The organism is Cohnella silvisoli (assembly GCF_021190915.1).
In the GTDB taxonomy this organism is placed as follows: domain Bacteria; phylum Bacillota; class Bacilli; order Paenibacillales; family Paenibacillaceae; genus Cohnella; species Cohnella silvisoli.
The window spans coordinates 222,573-243,643 of sequence record NZ_JAIOAP010000004.1; the positions used below are offsets into that span (position 1 = coordinate 222,573).

The 21,071-nt window shown below is 50.9% G+C and carries 20 protein-coding genes; 10 read left to right on the forward strand and 10 right to left on the reverse strand.

Annotated elements, in window-relative coordinates; translation table 11 throughout:
- Nucleotides 1-44: 44 nt before the first annotated feature.
- The 8 genes from K7P76_RS10180 to K7P76_RS10215 all read left to right on the forward strand — a co-directional run bounded on the left by K7P76_RS10180 (nucleotide 45) and on the right by K7P76_RS10215 (nucleotide 9,384).
- Nucleotides 45-2,333 (forward strand): alpha/beta hydrolase, encoded by a 2,289-nt coding sequence (locus K7P76_RS10180; protein WP_232185188.1) that lies wholly within the window; start codon nucleotides 45-47, stop codon nucleotides 2,331-2,333.
- A gap of 62 nt (nucleotides 2,334-2,395) precedes the next feature.
- Entirely contained in the window at nucleotides 2,396-2,740 is a 345-nt protein-coding gene (locus K7P76_RS10185) for a hypothetical protein (RefSeq protein ID WP_232185189.1), read from the forward strand.
- Nucleotides 2,741-2,756: 16 nt separating this feature from the next.
- A complete protein-coding gene (locus K7P76_RS10190) occupies nucleotides 2,757-3,380 on the forward strand; it encodes an ATP-binding protein (protein ID WP_232185190.1) in 624 nt (207 codons plus the stop codon).
- Nucleotides 3,381-3,543: 163 nt separating this feature from the next.
- Entirely contained in the window at nucleotides 3,544-6,579 is a 3,036-nt protein-coding gene (locus K7P76_RS10195; protein WP_232185191.1) for an EAL domain-containing protein, read from the forward strand.
- Nucleotides 6,580-6,727: 148 nt separating this feature from the next.
- Nucleotides 6,728-7,801, forward strand: a complete 1,074-nt coding sequence (locus K7P76_RS10200; RefSeq protein WP_232185192.1) for a sensor histidine kinase — start codon at nucleotides 6,728-6,730, stop codon at nucleotides 7,799-7,801.
- A complete protein-coding gene (locus K7P76_RS10205) occupies nucleotides 7,779-8,189 on the forward strand; it encodes a sensor histidine kinase (RefSeq protein ID WP_232185193.1) in 411 nt (136 codons plus the stop codon). The genes K7P76_RS10200 and K7P76_RS10205 overlap by 23 nt, the downstream gene beginning before the upstream one ends.
- A complete protein-coding gene (locus K7P76_RS10210; RefSeq protein ID WP_232185194.1) occupies nucleotides 8,186-8,875 on the forward strand; it encodes a response regulator transcription factor in 690 nt (229 codons plus the stop codon). Before K7P76_RS10205 ends, K7P76_RS10210 begins: the two co-directional genes overlap by 4 nt.
- Nucleotides 8,876-8,886: 11 nt before the next feature.
- Nucleotides 8,887-9,384, forward strand: a complete 498-nt coding sequence (locus K7P76_RS10215) for a hypothetical protein (protein WP_232185195.1) — start codon at nucleotides 8,887-8,889, stop codon at nucleotides 9,382-9,384.
- Between the two features lie 83 nt (nucleotides 9,385-9,467).
- Here the strand turns inward: K7P76_RS10215 and K7P76_RS10220 are convergent, their stop codons facing one another.
- Both K7P76_RS10220 and K7P76_RS10225 read right to left on the reverse strand, forming a co-directional pair.
- Nucleotides 9,468-9,704: a DUF6199 family natural product biosynthesis protein gene (locus K7P76_RS10220; protein ID WP_232185196.1), complete on the reverse strand. Its 237-nt coding sequence runs from the start codon at nucleotides 9,702-9,704 to the stop codon at nucleotides 9,468-9,470.
- A 65-nt stretch (nucleotides 9,705-9,769) separates the two neighbouring features.
- The gene (locus tag K7P76_RS10225) at nucleotides 9,770-10,156 is read right to left on the reverse strand and encodes a VOC family protein (RefSeq protein ID WP_232185197.1); all 387 of its coding nucleotides are present in this window, start codon (nucleotides 10,154-10,156) and stop codon (nucleotides 9,770-9,772) included.
- Between the two features lie 90 nt (nucleotides 10,157-10,246).
- Here K7P76_RS10225 and K7P76_RS10230 point away from each other — a divergent pair, with 90 nt between their 5' ends.
- On the forward strand, nucleotides 10,247-10,930 hold the full coding sequence (locus tag K7P76_RS10230; protein ID WP_232185198.1) for a Dph6-related ATP pyrophosphatase: 684 nt from the start codon (nucleotides 10,247-10,249) through the stop codon (nucleotides 10,928-10,930).
- Between the two features lie 14 nt (nucleotides 10,931-10,944).
- On the opposite strand, the gene K7P76_RS10235 is transcribed toward K7P76_RS10230, so the two are convergent.
- On the reverse strand, nucleotides 10,945-11,916 hold the full coding sequence (locus K7P76_RS10235) for a helix-turn-helix transcriptional regulator (protein WP_232185199.1): 972 nt from the start codon (nucleotides 11,914-11,916) through the stop codon (nucleotides 10,945-10,947).
- Between the two features lie 126 nt (nucleotides 11,917-12,042).
- Here K7P76_RS10235 and K7P76_RS10240 point away from each other — a divergent pair, with 126 nt between their 5' ends.
- Entirely contained in the window at nucleotides 12,043-12,912 is an 870-nt protein-coding gene (locus K7P76_RS10240; protein ID WP_232185200.1) for an SDR family oxidoreductase, read from the forward strand.
- Nucleotides 12,913-12,917: 5 nt separating this feature from the next.
- On the opposite strand, the gene K7P76_RS10245 is transcribed toward K7P76_RS10240, so the two are convergent.
- From K7P76_RS10245 to K7P76_RS10275, 7 genes are all read right to left on the reverse strand, one after another.
- Nucleotides 12,918-14,156 carry an MFS transporter gene (locus tag K7P76_RS10245; protein WP_232185201.1) on the reverse strand — a complete coding sequence of 413 codons (1,239 nt, stop codon included), beginning with the start codon at nucleotides 14,154-14,156 and terminating at the stop codon, nucleotides 12,918-12,920.
- 98 nt (nucleotides 14,157-14,254) lie between these two features.
- Nucleotides 14,255-16,342 carry a methyl-accepting chemotaxis protein gene (locus K7P76_RS10250; RefSeq protein ID WP_232185202.1) on the reverse strand — a complete coding sequence of 696 codons (2,088 nt, stop codon included), beginning with the start codon at nucleotides 16,340-16,342 and terminating at the stop codon, nucleotides 14,255-14,257.
- An 85-nt stretch (nucleotides 16,343-16,427) separates the two neighbouring features.
- On the reverse strand, nucleotides 16,428-16,592 hold the full coding sequence (locus K7P76_RS10255; RefSeq protein WP_309244752.1) for a response regulator transcription factor: 165 nt from the start codon (nucleotides 16,590-16,592) through the stop codon (nucleotides 16,428-16,430).
- A 19-nt stretch (nucleotides 16,593-16,611) separates the two neighbouring features.
- Complete coding sequence (locus K7P76_RS10260) at nucleotides 16,612-18,675, reverse strand: multicopper oxidase family protein (protein ID WP_232185203.1); 2,064 nt, start codon at nucleotides 18,673-18,675, stop codon at nucleotides 16,612-16,614.
- 248 nt (nucleotides 18,676-18,923) lie between these two features.
- Nucleotides 18,924-19,787 (reverse strand): DUF4097 family beta strand repeat-containing protein, encoded by an 864-nt coding sequence (locus K7P76_RS10265; protein WP_232185204.1) that lies wholly within the window; start codon nucleotides 19,785-19,787, stop codon nucleotides 18,924-18,926.
- 1 nt (nucleotide 19,788) lies between these two features.
- On the reverse strand, nucleotides 19,789-20,337 hold the full coding sequence (locus K7P76_RS10270) for an HAAS signaling domain-containing protein (protein ID WP_232185205.1): 549 nt from the start codon (nucleotides 20,335-20,337) through the stop codon (nucleotides 19,789-19,791).
- A 135-nt stretch (nucleotides 20,338-20,472) separates the two neighbouring features.
- Nucleotides 20,473-20,805, reverse strand: a complete 333-nt coding sequence (locus K7P76_RS10275; RefSeq protein WP_232185206.1) for a PadR family transcriptional regulator — start codon at nucleotides 20,803-20,805, stop codon at nucleotides 20,473-20,475.
- Nucleotides 20,806-21,071 lie beyond the last annotated feature (266 nt).

Genomic DNA, 21,071 nt, shown 5'->3' on the forward strand with positions numbered 1-21,071 from the left:
AATTAAGGTAGCGAGTGAGTCTAACTTCTACCGAGGCGAATTCAATGAATCTTGAATATATCGAATCAAGCAAAAACAAAAGGTTTGTAATCTGGCTTCAGCGGCGATTGTCCGGAATGTTGGTTAGGGATACCCGGCTATGGAGATTTGTGATCGGCGCAATGTGGGTGTTTAGCGGTGCGGCGGTCGCGATAGCGACGTTGGGTATGCCCACAGGCTTTGGTACAGGGTTCGATGTCGTAACGGTCATTTCGATGAATACGATTGCGATGCTGTTAGCTTCCTTCTGTATTGCGGCCGTCCTAGCAATCGTTGGGCTGGCGGTACCTCGATTCACCGTTGGCAGCTTGATTTATACGGGCGTTGTGGCCTATTTCTTTTTCGTCTTCTCCGAGCTTGGCGTTATAGGCTCGGTTATTTTTTCTGCTGTTTATATTCTATTCGGGGCAGGTATGGGGTTTCTGATCGGGTTGTTGGCGCCTCTGCGTTTTCGCATCAGTCGCAGGAGATTAAGGTGGACGTTTGTACTTACGGGCATCGTTGCTTTAATCGTTGTTTACGCGGTTTCGGGATTTCCTCGGTTGCTTCCCGCAATGTCGGGTTCTGACAATGATCGGGCTGATCGGGCTGACAGCGCCGACGGCAAAGATGTGCATTCCCTATCTTCAAACCTTCCCGATCCTTCCGAGCCGGGGATCTACCATTACGAATCCTTCACATACGGCAGCGGGGAAGATCGGCATCGCTCCGAATTCGGAGAACGAGCCGATGAGCTATCCGATCCGGTCGATGCTTCCGCTTATATTCATGAATGGCCTTGGCTGCGGAGCAAATTCTGGGGCTTCGACGAGACACGGCTCCCGCTGGACGGTAGAGTTTGGATGCCGGAGGGGAATGGCCCCTTTCCGCTAGTTCTTATGGTTCATGGCAATCACTTGATGGAGAAATTCTCGGATGAGGGCTATGGTTATTTGGGCGAACTATTGGCAAGCAGCGGCATGATCGCGATCTCCGTCGACGAGAACTTCCTGAATTATTCGGCATGGTCGGGAATTCCAGATCAAGATATGAAGATGCGAGCATGGATCCTGCTCAAACATATCCAGCAAATTCAGAAATTCAGCCATGAAGCCGACTCTCTTTTCTACAATAGAGTGGACTTTCGGCAGATTGCCTTGCTCGGACATTCGCGAGGCGGACAAGCTGCCGCTATGGCTGCGGATAGAAGTCTTTGGTTTCAGAAAGACGGAAGTTTGCCTGAATCGGACAGCTACTCGATTCAGGCGGTCATTGCCCTTGCGCCAACGGATACGTTAGTCGATGGCAAATCGACGCAATTGATGGACATTTCCTATCTAACGCTGCAAGGAGCTAAAGATGCGGATCTCGTTAACTTTTACGGTGACAGGCAGTATGGGAGAACTACGTTCTCTGAGAGTACCGAGGCCTTTAAGGCTTCGCTTTATATAGAAGATGCCAACCATAGCCAATTCAATACGGAGTGGGGCGAATCGGATAACGCTTTGCCGGCCGGGCTGTTCATTCGTCCCGCGGAATTGCTGGAGCCGGACGAGCAGAGGCAGGTAGCGAAGGTATACGTTGCTGCATTCCTAGAGACGGTAATGCATGGGTCCGAACAGTACGACCTCCTGTTCCGCGATTATCGGGAAGGTCTTGATTTTCTTCCTTCAACACGTTATTTTAACCAATATGCAAGCGGAAGTTTTCGCCGGATTGCCGATTTCAAGGGCTCAGACCGTACGATACTGTCCCCGGGCGTAACCGCGGAATCAACGGACTTGACCGACTGGCGGCATATGGAAGCATTGGATCGGCAGGGCAAAGGCAAGGGGAACAATGGCGTTGCGCTGGAGTGGAAGGATGAAGGTTCTTATACGATCCATCTGAGTCCGTCATCGATCGGCAGCGTTGAGGAGGAGACTATCCTAATGTTCTCTTTGGCGAATATGGAGAAGGATTTGGAAGATGAGGAAGGTTTCGAGGAGTTGGAGGAATCCTCCGAGCTATCGATTGATATAGAGGTGGAAGATCGATCGGGCATTGCCGTAAGGCTTCCGCTCAGTCAATTCATGGAGACGGAGCCGCAAGTGGCCACTCAATTTACGTGGTTGCCGGGAATGGAATCCGTTATATCGGAAGGTAAATTCAAAGACGCAGAGGAGCCTGTGTTTCAAACCTATGAGCTTCCGTTGGACGAATTCGTGACCGCGAATTCCGAGTTCAGCCCGTCCGAATGGTCAGCGATTACTTTTTATTTTAACGCCGGACCGGGTAAAATCATGCTCGATAATCTGGGTTTGATGCAGGAATGAGCCGTTTTCCTTGTAAAGAAGGTATACTTAGGAGAGGGAACGGAATGAAGGGGGATAAGCCAATGGCACTCGAAAGAAAACTCATCATTAAAGGCGGGGTTGGCAGAGCACTGCTCGATACGTCAAAGCTAGGCTGCAGGTTTGATTTGGAGCCGTCGGAGCGTGGTTGGAAAATGAGAATCGAGGGCGCGGGAGCGGAGCTGGCGGAATCGATAAGCAGGTTAGTGGAGGAAATTCACATTTTCTACTACGAGGACGATATGGAGCAACAGCATCATAAGAAGTGGTGGTTAAGCGATCTTAATTGTCCGGTTTTGTCCTATGATCCACAGGGGGATATTCTCACGATCGAAGTGTCCGAGCGGGTAGGGTTTACCGTCGATAGTTCGGAGCATGGGAAGCCATAATGTAGAGGTGAAAATAGTGATTATCTGGATCAACGGCGCATTTGGTTCCGGCAAAACTCAAACGGCGCATGAATTACATAGAAGAACAGCTAACTCGTACGTATATGACCCCGAGAATGCGGGTTATTTTATTAGGAAGAATATTCCCAAACTCATAAGCAAAGACGATTTTCAGGATTATCCCCTATGGCGTGAATTTAATTATTCGATGCTGAAGCACCTGGATAGAGAATATGAAGGATTAATTATCGTACCTATGACTGTCGTAAGCGTTCCGTATTTCAATGAAATCGTGGGGAGGTTACGAGAGGATGGGGTGAGCGTAAATCATTTTACGTTGTTCGCTTCCAAGGAGACATTGAAAAAGCGTTTGAGCAGCAGGTTCGAGGGAAGCCATTCGTGGGCTGCCAGGCAAATCGATCGGTGCATGGAGGGCTTGTCCCAGGACACGTTCAAACATCACGTCGACACCGAAAAGATGTCCGTTGCGGATAACGCGGAATACATTGCTTCCATGGCAAATATTGAGCTGTTGCCTGATCCTAGAGGTACAATAAGAAAAACGTACGATCGGTTGGCGACGCAAATTAAACATATTCGTTTTTTTCGGATAATCATTCAATTTCTTCATTTTTCTTGATACATGAAGCCTTCTTATGGGGCTTCATGTTCTTTTTGTTGGGGAGCCGATTTCGTCCGATATAAAGAAAAATGGCTCATATGCTCTCAAGATGAGCAATATTTTCCGATAAGGGAATTAAACACATTTGGTATTTACCTACATGCAGAAGGCGGGGAGCATCGTGGCTGAAGGTCATCGAATTGGTGTGATTGCCCCCCACTTGGATGGGGAGTACTATGGTCGGCTATTGCCTTTTATTCATCAAGCGGTCCGCGAGAAGGAGTCGCAGCTGTTCGCCATACAAGTAGCGGACGACTATCTCGGCATAACCGCATTGGAAGAACCCATCGCATTCGGGATTGTCGATGCATGGATTCTGATTCTGCCCTCGGCAAGCGCGGCTTTTCTAGAATTACTCGGGCAAAGCGAGAAACCTTTCGTTTGCGTCGGGTTTCAATCGCCTTTTCCTCAGGGGCATTCGGTTCTCATCGATAATCGCGTGAGCATGAGCAAAACGGTTAATCATTTGATAGAACACGGGCACCGGGAAATTGCTTTCGTCGGCAACCTGGATCAATACGATTTGTATGAACGCTACTTAGGATATCGGGATGCACTCGAACAGCATGGGCTGCCTTTCGAAGAGCTTCGTGTCATCAATGCGGACGATAATTTATTGGAAAGCGGCATATTGGCAACGGAGAAGCTTCTTCAGAGCGGGGTTTCATTCACCGCCGTCGCTGCAGGGTCGGATTTGAACGCGCTTGGAGTCATTGATTGCCTGCAGTCGAAGGGCTACTCTGTTCCTCAAGATTATGCCGTTACCGGCTTTGACGATATCCATCAGGCCGCCGCTAATTATCCGTCCCTGACGACTGTGAGGCAGCCTTTCGAGGCGATGGCCAAGGAAGCCGTCCGCAGAGTGTTCGATATGCTGGAAGGACGGCAGTTTAACGAAACCGAGGCGTTGATTCCCGCGCAATTCATCGTCAGATCTTCGTGCGCTTGCGCCGAGAGAACGCAGTTCTCGTCGTCGGATGATTTCGATAATTACATGCAAAGCCTCTCTCAACTGCGAACTTCCCTTCATAAAATAACGGTCAACAATTATAAAATGACGAGAGGATTAATTATAGCCACGAAGGAAGAGAAAATTCATATCTCCAATCTGTTCTGGAATTTATGCCACTGGGGCTGCTTAGCCTTATGGGAGGAAGACGACAAAGGTCAAAGGCACCTGGTCGTGCGCCAGGTGTTCAGCAAGAACGGGGATGCGGTGCCGCCGGAAGGGGAGAAATATCAGCTCGACAGCTTCCCTCCGATATCCTATCTCCCCCCTAGTACCCGGCTTGGCGGAGAAGATATCGTTATCCTCCATCCGGTTAAGTCCGATCTTCAGAACTGGGGATATATCGCGTTGGCCGGCCCGCTGGATCCTTTGAACAATTTTGTCGCTAACGATTTATCCCGTCACAGCTTTACGATACTGGCAGTCGCATTGGAACGCGAGCTGCTCTTTCGCCAAGTACGATCGATCGCCGAGAAGCTGGAGATCGTAGCGAGAACGACGAACGATGGGATATGGGACTGGGATTTAGAGACGAATAAGATCGAGTGGAACATACGCGCGCATAAAATTCTCAGCGGGTCGAAGGTGGAATTATCGGATGCTCCCAGCTCCTTGATTGAGTTAGTTCATCCGGAGGACCAATCGGCCCTCAGATTCGCCTTTATGCGGCCTTACGAGAAGGACCATCCGATTCAATTGGAGCTTCGCATTCGAGGGCTGGATGAACAGTTTATTTGGGTATTCCTAGCGGGGGACATCGTCTGGAATGCCGCGGGTAAAGCGGTTCGAATCATCGGATCCTTAACCGACATAACGGAGAAGAAAGCGAACGAGGCCAGAATCACCCAGTTGGCTTATCAAGATGCGCTTACCGGTCTGCCTAACCGGCTCTTGTTCAAGGATCAGTTGCAGCAAGCGATGGAAGATAGAGCTCGCGACGGGGAGAAACTTGCCGTTATGATGATCGATCTGGATCGATTCAAAATCGTAAACGATACGCTCGGCCATCAGACAGGGGACTTGCTTCTCCAACGTGCGGCGCAAGGACTTAGGGAATGCGTAGGAGAACTTGATATCATCGCCCGCCTGGGCGGTGACGAGTTCATTGTGTTGCTATCCAGAATCGATGGAGTAGAGGACGTAGCTTGCGTAGCCGACAAAATGCTTCGGATGTTGACGAAGCCGTTTCTGTTGGAAGGGCAGGAGTTTTTCTTGTCGGCCAGTATCGGGGCATGTATGTATCCAAGTCATGGTTCGGACGTGGATTCGTTGATTAAATTCGCCGACTTGGCGATGTACCACACCAAGGAAAATGGCGGCAACCGCTTAGGGATTTATACGGAAGCGCTAAGCTCCAAGAGAGTGGAGAGATTCAATATGGAAACCGGGCTTAGGTATGCAGTGGAGCGGCAGGAACTCGTACTGCATTTCCAGCCGCAGGTATCGCTCTCTACCGGTAAAGTCTATGGAGCGGAAACGCTGCTCAGATGGCATACTCCGGACGGTAAAATCATTCAGCCTGACGAGTTCATTCCGTTAGCGGAGGAAACGGGGCTCATAATCCCGATCGGGCAATGGGTGCTCGAACAGGCGTGTATGGAGTGCAAGCGATGGATAAACGCAGGAATGCCCGCATTGGTCATTTCCGTTAATTTATCGGCGCTGCAGTTTCAACAGGAGCATTTTCCGGACATCGTCCGCAAGGTTCTTAAGGACACGGGAATTCAGCCCCACAACTTATGCTTGGAAATTACCGAATATACGGCTGTTCAGAATCTGGAGCATAGTATTCGAATGCTGGGCGAACTAGTGGATATCGGCGTAAAAATCGCCATCGACGATTTCGGCATCGGCCAGTCTTCGCTTCTATGGCTGAAGAAACTCCCCGTGCATACGGTGAAAATCGATCCGTCCTTTATTCTCAATATGATCGAGGACTCCGATGGCGATGCGATTGCGAAAGCCGTCATTGAAATGTCGCATAGTCTTGGCCTGTCGGTTACGGCTGAAGGGGTCGAGACGGAAGGTCAATTGATGAGGCTGCAGCAGTTGCAATGCGACCGGATTCAAGGTTTCTATACGGGCAGGCCGATGTCTTCGGACCATTTCATCGCGTATTTCCAAGAAATATCAAATTGGGTGGGCTAGCGTCGCAATAGGCAGATTGGTTCAAGGGCACCCTAGATTGGGTGTCTTTTCATATGAAGGCTACATATTTTACACTTTTTTTAGAATTGTTTTAGAGAGGCTTTACAGGTAGGAGTTACAATAAATTCGGAAAGGAGAATGTCTGTTCATGTCCATACGCAGGAAACTGTTGCTATCTTACGCGGCGATGATCATCATTCCGCTTATCTTGTTCGGAGTTTCGATTTTTTTAGCGTCTTCCTTATTCATTAAAGATTTCACCGGCGGCAAGGCATCAAACACCCTCCCTGCCAAGGAGCATGCTCCGTTCGCGGCTTTCGGGCAATGGTTCGGAGGTCGGAATGAAATGATATCCGGCATTAAGTATATCGCCAAGTATGACCCGCGCTTATTAAGCGATCCTGAGTTCATTAAGGAAGCGGATGCGCAGCTAGCGAAATTCAGCGCAACGATTGTCGTTACGATCGGTGAACGGGTGGAGTATGCGTCCAGCAGCTTAGACCCCGGAGAAATCCCGCAAGCACAGAAACATGGCTACTCTGCGGAAGAAATTCCTTTTCAGCTTGAGAACGGGCAAAACGGTAAGTTGATTGTGGCCACCGACATGCAGCCGATTTACAACTTTGTGCGCAAGTTCATTCCGACGGTTTTGCTGGCCTTGCTCTGCGCGCTTATCTTAACGAATGGCGTTCTTACTTATGTCGTATCCAGAAGTATCATTAAACCGCTATATGCCCTGAAGAATGCCGCTGAGCAAATTAGGGAGGGCAATCTGGAGCATGGAGTCAATCTCGGGGGGCGGGGGCGTCACGATGAAATCGGGCAGCTAGGAGCGGTTTTCGAGGAAATGCGCGTTCGGTTGAAGCAATCGATCGGAGTTCAGCTGCAGCTCGAGGAAAACCGTAAAGAACTGCTGGCGAACATCTCCCATGACCTCAAAACCCCGATTACGGCTATCCAAGGCTGCGTGGAATGCTTGCAGGACGGCGTGGCGGATTCCGATGAGAAGCGAGCTAAGTATGCGGGCATGATCGCCAAGAAGGCGTCCGACATGGATCGGTTAATCGACGAGCTTTTCCTGTATTCCACGTTGGATATGAAAAAACAGCCTTTCCACTACGAAGTCATCGAGTTGGAGGACTACTTGGGGCAAACGATAGAGGAACTGAGGATCGACCCAAGATTGAGCGGGGTTGAAATTGACTACGGAGAGCGAGATTAACGACGGTCCGATATGGCTAGAGGCGGATCGCAAGAAGCTGCATCGTGCCATCTCGAACGTCATCGATAACAGCCTCAAGCATATGGACAAAAAGGAGAGGAAGCTGGAGATAGGCTTGCGGGTCGAAGGAGAAGGGGTCGAAATTCGGATTTCCGATAATGGACCGGGCATTCCTCCGGATGCACTGCCCTTCGTGTTCGAGCGATTTTACAGGGCGGAGCCGTCTCGCAATTCCAATACCGGAGGAAGCGGATTGGGTCTGGCTATCGTTAAGCAAATCATCGAGGAACATGGCGGAACGGTTACCGTGAAGAGCACGCAAGGGCAGGGCACCCATATTTATTTTAAGCTGCCTAAGATGACGAGCCGGAAAGGAGAGACGACATGAAGCGTATTCTCATCATTGAAGATGACCCTATCATCGCGGAAGTGCAGAAGGACTACATGCAAGCGAGCGGCTATTCGGTGGACGTGGCGGAACGGGGGGATATCGGTTTGGAAATGGCTCTCCGGGAGAGCTACGACCTGATCCTGCTTGACCTTATGCTTCCGCACACGGACGGTTACGAAATATGCCGGCTAGTTCGTCAAGCGAGTAACGTGCCCATTCTCATCGTGTCGGCGAAGAAAGAAGAAGTGGACAAAATCCGCGGATTCGGATTGGGTGCCGACGATTATATTCTCAAGCCGTTCAGCTTGGGCGAGCTCGTGGCTAGGGTGAAGGCGCATTTGGCGAGGTTCGAGCGGCTAGTCGGAAGCGGGGAGTGGCGCAAGGACGAGATCCAGCTTCATGGAATTCGCATCGATAAAAAGTCCCGGAGGGTATACGTGAACGACGTGGAGGTGGCTTTCACCGCCAAGGAATATGAGCTTCTGCTCTTTCTCGTTTCGCATCCCAATCAGGCGTTCAGCAAAGAGGATTTGTTCGAGAGGGTGTGGGGATTGGATGCGCTAGGCGACCATGCCACGGTAACCGTGCATATAAGCAAGCTGAGGGAGAAAATCGAGCGAGACCCCGCCTACCCGCGTAACATCGAGACAATATGGGGCGTCGGTTACCGTTTTAACCTATGAAGAAGCTGGAGGTGAAGTCTAGGAGAGTGCTGCTGACGCTTCATCTGCTGTTCGTTGCTATCCTATTCGGCGTACATGTCGTGCTCATTACGGTTAGTTTGACGGCAGCCGTAACCTCTGATGAATCGGTTCTTAAAGCCTGCTATACTGTGATGCATTTGTTGGCTGCGACTAGCATAAGAGCCTCGACGATCGGCACTGTAGTGACGGGAATCTTGTTATCGGTATTTACCTCGTGGGGATTGTTTCGCTTTTATTGGATTATCGCTAAGGAAATTTTGACCTTGTTATGCATGGTCATCGGGCTCGTCGGGATTTATGATTGGACGCTCAAGGGGGTAAGGGTGACGGATAGCTTCGGTATGCTGGCGCGGAGCAGCCCGGATTTCACGGCAAACCAAGCTTTTCTGTTCACGGGGGTTGTTCTCCAACTCCTCTCTATGGTGGCCATGTACGCGATTTCGGTATGGAAGCCTTGGGGGAAGGTAAGCAGGTTTGGCGGGTTCTAGGTAGGAATTTCCGAACTCCTTCGCAGCGATTAGGCTGTTCGGGAGTCGGTTTTTGATCTTGTTGGACATTTTCCAACTAAGTTTCAGTCCGTTATAAAACCAGCCGGCGTCCCGATGTTAGGGAAACCCGAGGCTAAGATGAATATCCCGATGATGATGGCGATAATCCCGCCTATTCGGGCCGTTATAAGCGCGGCTTGGCTCGGTTCGGCATTCTTGTACTGCCAGCCGTATTTCATAAACCATGACGCTCTCGGAAACAGCACATTCAGTACCCCGATCAGGATGAACATAATAGGCACGAGCTTAAATAAAAACAAATGAACACCTCCACGGATCAATAAAACCATTTACGTATCCCGCCAAATTCCGTTTCAGTTCAAGCTTAAGCGACCGGTACTTCGCTCGTCAGCGCATGTACGTTGCGGTCCGGGTCGTAGAAGAAGGCCATCCATACGGTAAACCCGTTGAACTCGGCTATTTTGTGCGGGGGGCTGACGAAATCGACGCCGCTGGCAAGCAGGCTCTGATGGGCTTGTTCAATGTTCTCCACGCGAAAATAGACGATGGAGCTGGGATGATCGAACTCGGGTTTTTCCGGTATACTTAACAGCAGGCGAATTCCGTTGCAATCAAGCAAGGCCATGTTGGATTGCGAGAATAGAAGCGGAAGCCCTAAAGTCTCGTTGTAAAATGAAACGGATGCCGCGACATCGTGAACGCGAATGGATAGTTGGGTAATGCCTTGGATGGAAACGGGTGTGTTAGACAAGAAAATTCCTCCTCAATGAGTGGTTAATACACGGTTTCGACGCACGGGGTGGTTTTCCTTTTAATCGGTGCATAGTGGGAGTTGGGAATCGTGACAGGAAGTACTGTAAACAGCAAGGTGGCACTGTCGTGGAGCGGGGGCAAGGACAGCTGTATGACGCTGGACAGGCTTGTTCGAGCAGGGTACGAGGTTGTTTGCTTACTGACGACGGTGCCGCAGGAAATCGGGCGAACGTTCGGACACGGAGAGAAACTGGAACTGATTCGGGCGCAGGCAGAGGCGTTGTCCTTGCCGTTGGAGTTCATAGCTTGTACCTTCGAGACGTATACGGATGATTACATAAGCGCGCTCCAAGGATTCAAAGACCAGTACGGATTGGAGGCGATCGCATTCGGGGATTTGTTTCTCGAGGAGCACAAGGAGTGGGGGACCGGGGTGGCTGAGGCCGTAGGAGTTGAGGCGCTTTATCCGCTTTGGATGAAACCGGACGGAACCCGCGATGCGCTGAAAACGTTCGTTGACTCCGGATTTAAGGCCGTTGTTATCCGCGTTAGCGATCGTGCTCTCTCGGAAGAGTGGCTCGGCAGGGAGGTTGACCAGGCCTTTTACGACGATATTGTACGGGAACGACAGGTTTGCCCAATGGGGGAAGGCGGGGAATATCACACCTTCGTATACGATGGACCGCTGTTCAAGCATCCCGTATCGTTCGAGAAGGGGGAGATACTCCAACTTGAGACGACCAAAAGGTTGGAGCTCGCGTTGTATCCATGATATACACTGTATCCCTACTCGCTTTCGCTCCCGTACAGCGAAACCACCGCTTTGCTTTCTTCATACACGCTATGGCACAGTAGCGCGGGAGAGAGAGCTTGCACATGCCGCCCATAGCCAAGGATGATCTCGCATGCGGATTCCAACGTATTGAATTCCACGTCGGCCTTCACCCATCCCTCATCGTCTACTTTTTCGCTAGTTAGAACGGTCACATACCTTTCCTGGCTGAATCTGCTCCAACGTGCCGAAGCTACTTTTACGCTCGCGGGAAAACGGGGGAGATTCGATTTGAAGTTTTTCGTCGATTGCTCCCAGTAAGCGGCAAGGTCGAAGCCGCCAGGGCGGGAAAATGTTTCTTCGAGCATAGAGGCATTCTTTAATCGAGAGATCCGGTAAGTGCGGATCTCTTCTTCCGTTTGGGCGATCAAATACCAGATGCTTTGTTTGGCGACAAGTCCGAGCGGGCAGACGAAACGTTCTGTTTCCGAGACGGAATCCCAACTGCGATAGACAATCTTCAACTTCCGCTGCGCCCATATCGCTTCTTGAACAATGGGTAAACAAGGCATTTCAGAGTGGATGGAGGAATGCCAGCCGGCGCCATCGACGTGGATGAGTTCCCTTACGGTTTCCGTTTCTCGTTGAACGGTCAACGGAAGAGCAGAGAACAGCTTGCGGAACGCCGTCTGTACTTGGTCTTGCAGTCCGAGGTCTCTCACGACGCTGGAAGAGTGCAGGAGCAGCAAGGAGCGAATTTCATCCGTTGTCATCCCGGTCATCTGATTGCGGTAACCTTCCGACAGAGCCCAGCCTCCCTTGGGGCCTCGTTCCGCATAGACGGGAATCCCGGCTACGCTAAGCGCCTCCATATCGCGGTGAATCGTCCGTTCGGACACCTCAAGCTGAACCGCCAATTCCCGCGAAGACAGCTGCCCGTGGGTTTGCAGCAAAGACATAATCATAAGAAGCCTATCCGCTCTCATTAATGCAACTCCTCCGGTCCTTTGGTTGTTTCTAGTATACCATCTATATATGACAGAGGCTGTCATCTATCGGGATTATACTTAAGAAGTAAAGGACATACAGAAACAGAGGAGGCGTTTCTTTTAATGAAACCATTAGAGGGCAAAGTGGCGGTTGTAGCCGGAGCGACGAGAGGCGCGGGGCGGGCGATAGCAATGATGCTTGGGGCGGCAGGCGCAACGGTATACGGGACAGGACGCAGCGTTAGGGGTAATCCATCCGACATAGGTCGGAATGAAACGATCGAAGAGACGGCGGAGCTTGTGAGCCAGCAAGGCGGTAAGGGCATCCCAGTGCAAGTCGATCATACGGTCGAAGAGCAAGTAAAGGCTTTATTCGAGAGGGTCAAGGTAGAACAAGACGGCAAGCTGGACATTCTCGTCAATGACGTATGGGGCGGCGAAACGTTGACGGAGTGGGGAACCCCGTTCTGGGAAGGGTCGTTAAGCAATGCGCTGCTCATGCAACGGCGAGCCGTTCATTCCCATATGATTACGAGTTATTACGGAGCTCCGCTCCTTGTTAAGAGGGGCGAAGGCTTAATCGTGGAAATTACGGACGGATACGACTATCGATACCGCGGCAACTTACCCTACAGCTTGGCCAAAATCTCGGTTATCCACCTGGCCGAAGCGCTGGCGGCGGAGCTGCGTCCGCATGGAGTGGCTGCGGTAGCGGTAACGCCCGGCTTTCTGCGGTCGGAGCAAATGCTGGATCATTTCGGCGTTACGGAGGACAACTGGCGGGATGCGGCAGACAAGGACCCTCACTTCTTGGAGTCGGAAACGCCCTTCTTCGTTGCCCGAGGGCTGGCGGCATTGGCTGCGGATCCGGATCTCTTGGGCAAATCGGGGAAAACTTTTACCTCTTGGGGTTTATCCGACGATTATGGCATTGTCGATGTCGATGGCCGGCGTCCTCACTGGGGACGGTATGCCGAGAAACAGGGATTCTAACAAGGTTAGTTGGGCAGACTTCCCCGCTTTCGCAAGTAGAAGTGCAGCCATATAAATCCTAGCGAGACGATTACCGCGAAGAACGCATCGAGCGCGATGTGAAGCTGATAATTTCCGAGCGCGTCGAATAATATCCCGGCAAGCAACGCAGCGATGACCCCTCCTCCTTGATGGAAAAGGAGGAGAAATCCGGTCTGGGTCGCGGAGCCTTTGGTTGTTTCCTGCGCAAGCAGCAGGCTCCCGGGAACCGTCGTGTTATAGGCAGCGCCGAACAATACGGAGAATAATACCGGCGTTGCATCCAAATGCAGAAACAGGAAGCCAAACCCGATCGTCCGGATGCCATATAGCATAGCGAGCGCAAGGGCGCGCGGAATTTTATCGAGCATATATCCGAATACGAAAGAACCCGCAACCTCCATGAGACCGAGCAAGCTGACGGCTAACGCGATTTGCGAGGAGGAAACGTGCGCATGCTGATGGATGGCGACCATGTTCATCTCAACGGTGCCCATATGGAATCCGCAAGCAAACAGCGCCATTATGATGATGGGCATGACCGGGGTAGAGATAGCCATAGATAATTGGTGTTTCAAATTTTGCCAGCGGTTGCGTTCTTTCTTCTCTACGGTTAATGTGACGTCATCAGACACGGAGTCGGTCTTATCGGCAGGGCCATTGCGCATGAAAGCCGTTGTAAGCGGGACGACGAGACCGAAGCTGAGCAAGGAGCTAAGCAGAAAGGCGACATTCCATGTCAAGCCTTCGGCTTGAATGAATAGAGGTGTCACTAGCGCTAACCCTAACGGGGAAGCGCTGTTCAGTATGGTTAAAGCCATGCCGCGGCGGCGTTTGAACCAATGCACGACCAGCGTGAAGGAGGTTGTGGCCCCAAGGCCGATCAAGCCGGATAACAAACCGAAGGCGAGGAAGAAGGTGACCGGGTTCGGAAAAAGATATACGAGCAAGGAGCCGATAGCTCCGATGATTACGCTGGTGATTAAGATTAACTTAGCGCCGTATTTATCGACCAGGTAGCCGCCGATAGGGGCTGAGATCGCCGCTATGAGCAGGTTCGACGACCAGGCGACGGAGATGAAACTGCGGCCGACTTCGAAATCTTCGGCAATGGTCGCTTGATAATAAGCCATGACGAAGCGGGATAAGGCGCCAATGCAACCGATGATCCAGAGAATGCCAAGCAGTCCCCATGCATATTTTCTTTCGCCGAACCACATCCGCATTTCCTGCCTCTCGCAAACAAGAATAGAGCCTATTATAGTCCATAATGCGAGAATCGCACAGGACAATAATAGGCTTATACGAGTAGGCCAATTCGGCATCAACTCGTAAACTTCTCGATTTGCCGTTGCAGAGAGTAGGAAAGGTTTTTCAGCATTTCCGCTTGTTCCGACAATTCTTTCATGGCAGTCAAATTCCTGGAAGAAACGTCGTTCATCTGGTCTGCTTGCTCGGAAGAACCTTTGGCAATGTCGGCAATTTGTTGAATGGTTGCCGACACCTGCTCGGAAGAAGCCGACATCTGCTCCGAAGCCGCCGAGATTTCTTGGATTTGACTGGCAATGCTGCGCGTTGAGGAGAGGATGAGCTGGAAGGTTAGGCCTGCATCCTGAACGGCACGACTTCCCAATTGGACTTCCTGCTGCACGTCGTTCATGGCTTGATACGACTGTTCGCCGGCCGATTGGATTTGACTGAGCAAATCTGCGATCCCATCCGCAGAGGAGCCGGACAATTCCGCCAGCTTGCGTGTTTCGCTCGCTACAACGATGAATCCGCGTCCGTGCTCGCCGGCTCTAACCGCTTCGATGGAAGCGTTCAATGCAAGGATATTGCTTTTATAGGCTATTCCTTTAATAAATTCGGCCATTTGCCCGACTTGCTGGGCAAACCCGTTCAATAACCCGATCGATTGCGCCGTTCCGTTAACCGACTGCTGAATAGCCCCCATCTGGTTAACGACCCGATCCAGAGCGAGCTTGCCTTCCTCTGCTTGTCCGGCGGATTCCAGCGATACTTGCAAAGCGCTTCCGGTCGTCTCGGCTATACGTCCGATCCCGATCGCCATCTCGCTAATCGCTTTGGCTGAATCCATCGTGCTCTGCAGCTGCATATTGGTGCCTGATGCGGTTTCTTGGATGGAGGCCGATAACAAGGCGTTGGATTCGGAAGAATGCTTCGCGATGTCGGCCAATCGCGCGGAGGTGTTGGCGGCTTGCTCGGCGTTCCGGCTGCTTGCGCCGATCAGTTCCCGCATTTCAGAGACCATGTGGTTGAAGGACTGGGCCGCCGACTTCATTTCATCGCGCGTTGCTATGGGCATTCGGGTTTGCAACCGCCCTTTGGACACTTCTGTCGTCGAGTGGAGCAGTAACCGGATCGCCCTCATGATGGAGGCGTAAAATCCGATGAACATGTAACAGACGATCGAGATGAGAATGACCACGAAGGAAATAACAAAACGTTTGACCTGAGAGTAATGGATCTCTCTTGTCTGAATTAATCCATCCAATTGTTTAGCATCGACAACGTATAAGGCATTCGTGGCTTTAATGGCTGCCTGGGAAGCTTCAGTGTATTGGTCGTAAGTACCGGTTACCGTATCATTTGTGAGATAACCTTCCTTCAAAGCGGCCAGGAATTGCTCCGCGCTCGTTTGGAATTGCTGCAGGGTTTGTTCCAATTTAGCTTTCAATGGCGGATTCTGCTCGATGATTATTTTGTAACCGGTCCCGATGGCGTTAACCGCAATCCGTATTTCCGTTGCTTGTTCCGTTAAATCCGTCAATTGTTCGCGAGTAAGCGTTTTTTTCTCGGCCAGTTGCTTTCCTTGGTCCCTTAAGTCGCCGATTTGTTTCGCCAGCAAGGGAAGGCGAATGACGGTTGCGTCCATTAAATAATAAGAATCCAGATCGGGATCCAGAATCAGCTTGGACGTATCCCCGACATGCGAAATAAGCGCCGCTCCTTCTTCCAAGAGGAGGGCGTGCTCTTGACTCGATTGTTTCGCGGACATTGCGGCCCCCGATGTCTTAATCATTGTCCAATGCTGCTTCAGTTTCTCCCAGTCTTTCGAAGCCTCAAGAGCGGCTCCTAAATTACGGTCGGTTATATCCATCTCCGCGATCTTCCGGTCGACCAAAGCTTCCGCGGTTTGCGCTTGATCCCCGCCCGAGACGGCTAATCGCCGGTGCTCATCCACGGCTGACATCATCGCTTGCAGCCCCAAATTGTATTCGACGCCTGTCCGCTCGTCATAAGCGAACTCGTACCCTCGGTTTAATTCCACGACTAGATAATACATCGTTACCGCGAGAGGAATTAGGATCAGAATGCCAATAAGTAAGAATTTGTAACCATACTTTAATGAATTCAGAATAAAGAGTGCTGGCTTCAAAATCATTTGCATGGCTTGGCTGAGCTCCTTGTCGAAGTAAATTAAAAGGATCCTATGTAAGTAAAACTAACACAAAATCCCATTTTATTCGACAATTTTATTCGCGCGGCATTCCCATCCCCGCTTCGCGCGCCAGCAGAATCGCTTCCGATCGATCTACGACCTGCAGTTTGTTCAGAATATTGGAGACATGATTGCGTACGGTTTTCAGAGTTAAGCCTAACTTGCGGGAAATTTCCGCATTGCTTAGGCTGGAGGCGATTCACCCCTTCCTCGGCAGCTCATTCAGGGTGATTAAGGGTTTCGCTCCCGACGGTGTAAGGTGTCGTGACTCCTTCGTACATCAGATGCATGGACATTCCGACGGCGGCATGCGTCAGATTGTGGCAATGGTCCATCCATAGTCCGGGGTTATCCGCGACGAAGCCGACTTCATACGTATCTCCGGGCTTCACGTCCAACGTATCGGAGTACCAAGGACTGCCGGTCACCGGCTCGCCGTTATAGGACAACACCAACATGTGGTGGCCATGCAGATGCATCGGATGATCGACGGCGCCGAGGTTTACGATCGTTGTTTTCACAAGATCGCCTTCGCGGACCATGAACATGGGGGTATCCGGAAATACTTTGCCGTTCAGCGTATACAGAGAGTTGAATTGGCCATTGTAGAAACCGATTTTATTGTCGAGAATCAGCTGGAACTCCCGGTCAAAATCGCTTTGCGCATTTATTTGAGTTGCGACGGGGGTGCCATAATGGGTTAAATCGAAAACTTCGGTTTTAGGAATATCAGGAATTTCCCCGGTGCCATCGCGGCTTAACAGGATACCTAGCTTCTGATCTCCTCCAGCGCTAAGAAAGACGGGATGATCCGGCATGACAAACGTCAAATCCGCTCTGCCGCCCGTCGGTAATTCGAGGTGCGTATCTTGTAATTGTCCCGGTTCGTTAAGGTCCGTTCCATCTACGGCGGCTACTTGGAAGGGGGTGCCCGTCAGAACATACTTCTGCCTCACCCAGTCTTGGGTATTGATCAACCTTATACGTACCGGTGTCCCGGGAGTCATCTTCTTGCGTTGAACGCCGGTATTTGCTCCTATAGAGAAACCCGCGTTTTCCCATACATGAGTAATAACCGTTATGTCTTCAACCGGGGACGTTTCAACCGGCGTTTCGGGCTCGACGATCAATGGGCCGAACAAACCCTTTTCCACCGCTTCTTGGGAATCTTGGTGCGAATGGTACCAGAAAGTTCCTGTTTGCTCCGCTATGAAGCGATAAACGTGCTGCTCTCCCGGCATAACGGCGTCTTGAGTCGCTCCGGCAACCCCGTCTTCTGCGTTGGGCACATCAAGTCCATGCCAATGGATCGTTGCGCCTTCTTCGATGTCCCGGTTGATCAAAGTAACTTCGACCAACTCCCCTTGCTTCATCCGCAGCTCCGGGCCGGGAATTTGTCCGTTATACGTCCAAGCATCTACCTGCTCTCCGGAGCTTAAGGTTATCGTCTTTTTCTCCGCCGTTAAGGTGAACTTCCGATCCGGCGTCCCTTCTCGAGGGCCCGTCAGCATAGCAACTGAAATGGCTCCCGGCGCATTGTGCGCAAGTGCCGGTCCTCCGCCGAACTCCATCGGCCCTTCAGCCATATTGAGCTGATCAGGGAGGCGGCTGTTCTGGCTCTCGATAACGAGAGCGGTTGCGCTTAGCCCTGCCGCGACGAAGAAGATTCCTAATCCTCTGAGCGCTCTTCTCCAGGGCTGGTAAACGATGACTGCCTCCGGGTGACTCACCCTCTGAAATCGGCGGTCATGTACGAACCATAGCGCTACGATCGCGGCGGCCCAGATGAGGATAGGGACGATTGCTTTCGTTAATTGGAGGGGTACGGGAGTGACGAGCAAGTAATAGAAAACCGTAACCGCGCCTAGCGCCGACATTTGAAAAGGAACGATGATCAGAGGGTGCGCGGCTTGCCTGCGGATGTCCGCCGACAGCGGGGAGCCGGTTAGTTTGCGCGTTTCCCGCCAGAGCTTCCATAACCTCGGCATGGACAAAAACCAGATCGCCAGCAGAGGCACCACGGTGAGTGGAAGGTGGAGAAGCACGCGATCCTCCCAGAATACGGGGCTCATGGATTGGGTCATGAGGAGAGTGGCGACGACAAGGCTTGCGGCAGGCAGAGACGCGTAAGCGGCCCATACCATTTGTTTGCGGGTTTTGCGGCTTAGCCTTTCGGCTGAACCGCCGTACAGCAATCGGGAAGCTTTGCTTCCGGCGATCCAGGATACGATTAGTATGAGAAGTGCGCTTGCGAAGATAGTATTGGTAAGGATGGAGAACAAAGGGTTTACCTCCTTGAACTAAACCGCATTCGCGCGGTAAATTTCTTCTACGTTCATCTTAGCGCTTGCTGGGGAATGCTCGTAACCGTCTGGGGATTGGATTCAACCCCGACTAAAGTTGGATATGAATACCCGCCTTGCATCGGTAATAGACTTTTATCCGCGCATAACGAAACACGCCGTATTTCTCGAGCGGTCATGAGAAAATACGGCGTAGGCTAAGGTGCGATCATTTTCGATAATCGATTCTATTGTTGTTCGACGATAATATTTCCGCTATCCGTTCTGACCTTCACGTAGTCTTTCGTATCCCTCTTAGGTTCTGGAGAACGAACCAAACCGGAGTCGGCCTGCAAATCATAGAATCCCGCAAAAGCAGCAGGAACTTGCACGTAAACGTTGCCCGAATCCGCAGACAACTCCGCGCTTGAAGTGTCCAGCTTATACAGCTTAATGTTGCCCGAATCTACGGATACGCTGGTACGTCCCGTCATGTTCTCGAATTTGATATTCCCAGAACTAGCGGTAGCCGTTAGATCGGTTGTAACTTTGTTACCATTGATTTTGCCCGAGTCGACATGGACATTCAATCGGTCGCTTTTGAAATTGTTGATCGTAATGTTGCCGGAGTCCGCGGTCAGGTCGGCGTCGGCAATTCGCAGAATAGCTGCGTCCGTAATGTTCATAGTGCCTGAATCGACTTTCACGTTCAAGGAATCCAGAACGGAATCATCCGTCACGGAGATAACGAAATCTTCATTAACGCTGTCAAAGTTGAAATCGAAGAAGTTGATATATTTTTTAGGCAATCGGGTGAGATCAAACTTTAAGCTTTGGCTGGAAATTTCGGTTTTCATCGCTTTTTCGATCATTTTATCGGTTCCATGTCCCTTGAGTTGAATGGAGTTGGTGCCGTCCGTGCTTTTAACGAAAGAAATATTTACGTCATAATCGCTTACAATGTGCAGTTTGCGCAGATCGGCGGCCGCGAAAGTCCACGTTTTCTCGAATTCCGGCAGTTTGTCGCTTGTTGATTTCCATCCATAAGATGCGACGCCTGCGAGCCCGATTAGGATGAGGGCGATAGCGGTAAGGTACCAAAGCTTTTTCATTTCAATGACTTCCTCTCCATGTCTTGTAATTCCATTTGGCATAGTTCAATGTGATGAACACCAGCCATTTTCCGATAGATTTTGCGGCAACGGCGAGCAGCATGCCGATACCGACCATTCCGATCGCGACGAACCATTTACCCGGCATATAATTACCGTACAGTACGGTTTCCGCCACTAAAGCAACGGGAGCTAAGAAGCAGCTAAGCGTCGCTGCACATATCGCGATGAAAGCCGCCCATATCGAAGCAAAGACTGGAATCGCAAACATCACGTTCAGGAAAAAGAGCAAAATCGATACGCCGATGAAACGCGGAATGTCCCGACGGGACGGCGACCATGGCGGCGGGGGCAAGAAATCCGGGCCAATGGCTTCCCGAGCCAACGCTAACGGGTCTCCTAACTCTCTGGCGATTTCCGTTTCGGACTTTCCATTCTGCTGCCCGTAGATAAAGTGCGCTTCGTAATCGCGCAGCAGCTCGTTCCGTTCATCCTCCGGCAATGCGGCCAGGTAGTAGCGGAGCGTTTCGATAAACTCCAATTTATTCATGGGATTCTCCCTTTTCCGTTTCCGTTATTTTCAATCATCATACCTTGTAACCATTCAATCCGGTAACCGACGCGAGTTCATGCGCAACCCCGACTAAAGTAGGGGTTTGAGGGTGAGAAGGCCGTCAGGCCAGCTTCATTCTTTGGGAAACTCGCCTTGCTCGATCAGATTAGCCACGTTATGCACGAAAGCGTTCCAGGCTGTAATCAACTCCTTGGAATACTGCAATCCCTCGGGCGTCAACTGATAATATTTGCGCGGCGGGCCTTCGCTTGATTCCTGCAAATAAGTGGTGCAATAGCCGTCCTTGACTAAGCGGCGAAGCAGCGGGTAAAGCGCCCCTTCCGCCACTTCGACGTGTTCCGATACCGCTTCAGCAAGTTCGTAACCGTAACGGTCGTGCTTCTGGATGAGTACAAGGACGCAAAGTTCGAGTACTCCTTTTTTGAATTGGGTGTTGATATCCACGGCTCTTCCTCCACTCTCTGTCCTAGCTTCTATATGCTTGTATATTCAGTACTGAATAAACTACAGTAGCTCTTATGGATATAATTTATCACACGGTATTGAACAATGCAAGGTAGTGTGAAAAATAATATAGCGGAAATAGTTGTCGAGAAACGTTTCCCTCTTGTGGTACAATATGTAAATGTTTAATAGGGCTGGGAAAGAGAGGTGTTGTATGGAAAACGCAGCATTGTAATAGATACATAGACTATCAAATTAAGGAAGTG

Bases quoted from the DNA above. Each gene is read 5' to 3' on its own strand.
- K7P76_RS10265 (WP_232185204.1), bottom strand. From the start codon at position 19,787: ATGAAAAAGCTTTGGTACCTTACCGCTATCGCCCTCATCCTAATCGGG.
- K7P76_RS10180 (WP_232185188.1), top strand. From the start codon at position 45: ATGAATCTTGAATATATCGAATCAAGCAAAAACAAAAGGTTTGTAATC.
- K7P76_RS10240 (WP_232185200.1), top strand. From the start codon at position 12,043: ATGAAACCATTAGAGGGCAAAGTGGCGGTTGTAGCCGGAGCGACGAGA.
- K7P76_RS10200 (WP_232185192.1), top strand. From the start codon at position 6,728: ATGTCCATACGCAGGAAACTGTTGCTATCTTACGCGGCGATGATCATC.
- K7P76_RS10235 (WP_232185199.1), bottom strand. From the start codon at position 11,916: ATGAGAGCGGATAGGCTTCTTATGATTATGTCTTTGCTGCAAACCCAC.
- K7P76_RS10185 (WP_232185189.1), top strand. From the start codon at position 2,396: ATGGCACTCGAAAGAAAACTCATCATTAAAGGCGGGGTTGGCAGAGCA.
- K7P76_RS10270 (WP_232185205.1), bottom strand. From the start codon at position 20,337: ATGAATAAATTGGAGTTTATCGAAACGCTCCGCTACTACCTGGCCGCA.
- K7P76_RS10250 (WP_232185202.1), bottom strand. From the start codon at position 16,342: ATGCAAATGATTTTGAAGCCAGCACTCTTTATTCTGAATTCATTAAAG.
- K7P76_RS10210 (WP_232185194.1), top strand. From the start codon at position 8,186: ATGAAGCGTATTCTCATCATTGAAGATGACCCTATCATCGCGGAAGTG.
- K7P76_RS10245 (WP_232185201.1), bottom strand. From the start codon at position 14,156: ATGCGGATGTGGTTCGGCGAAAGAAAATATGCATGGGGACTGCTTGGC.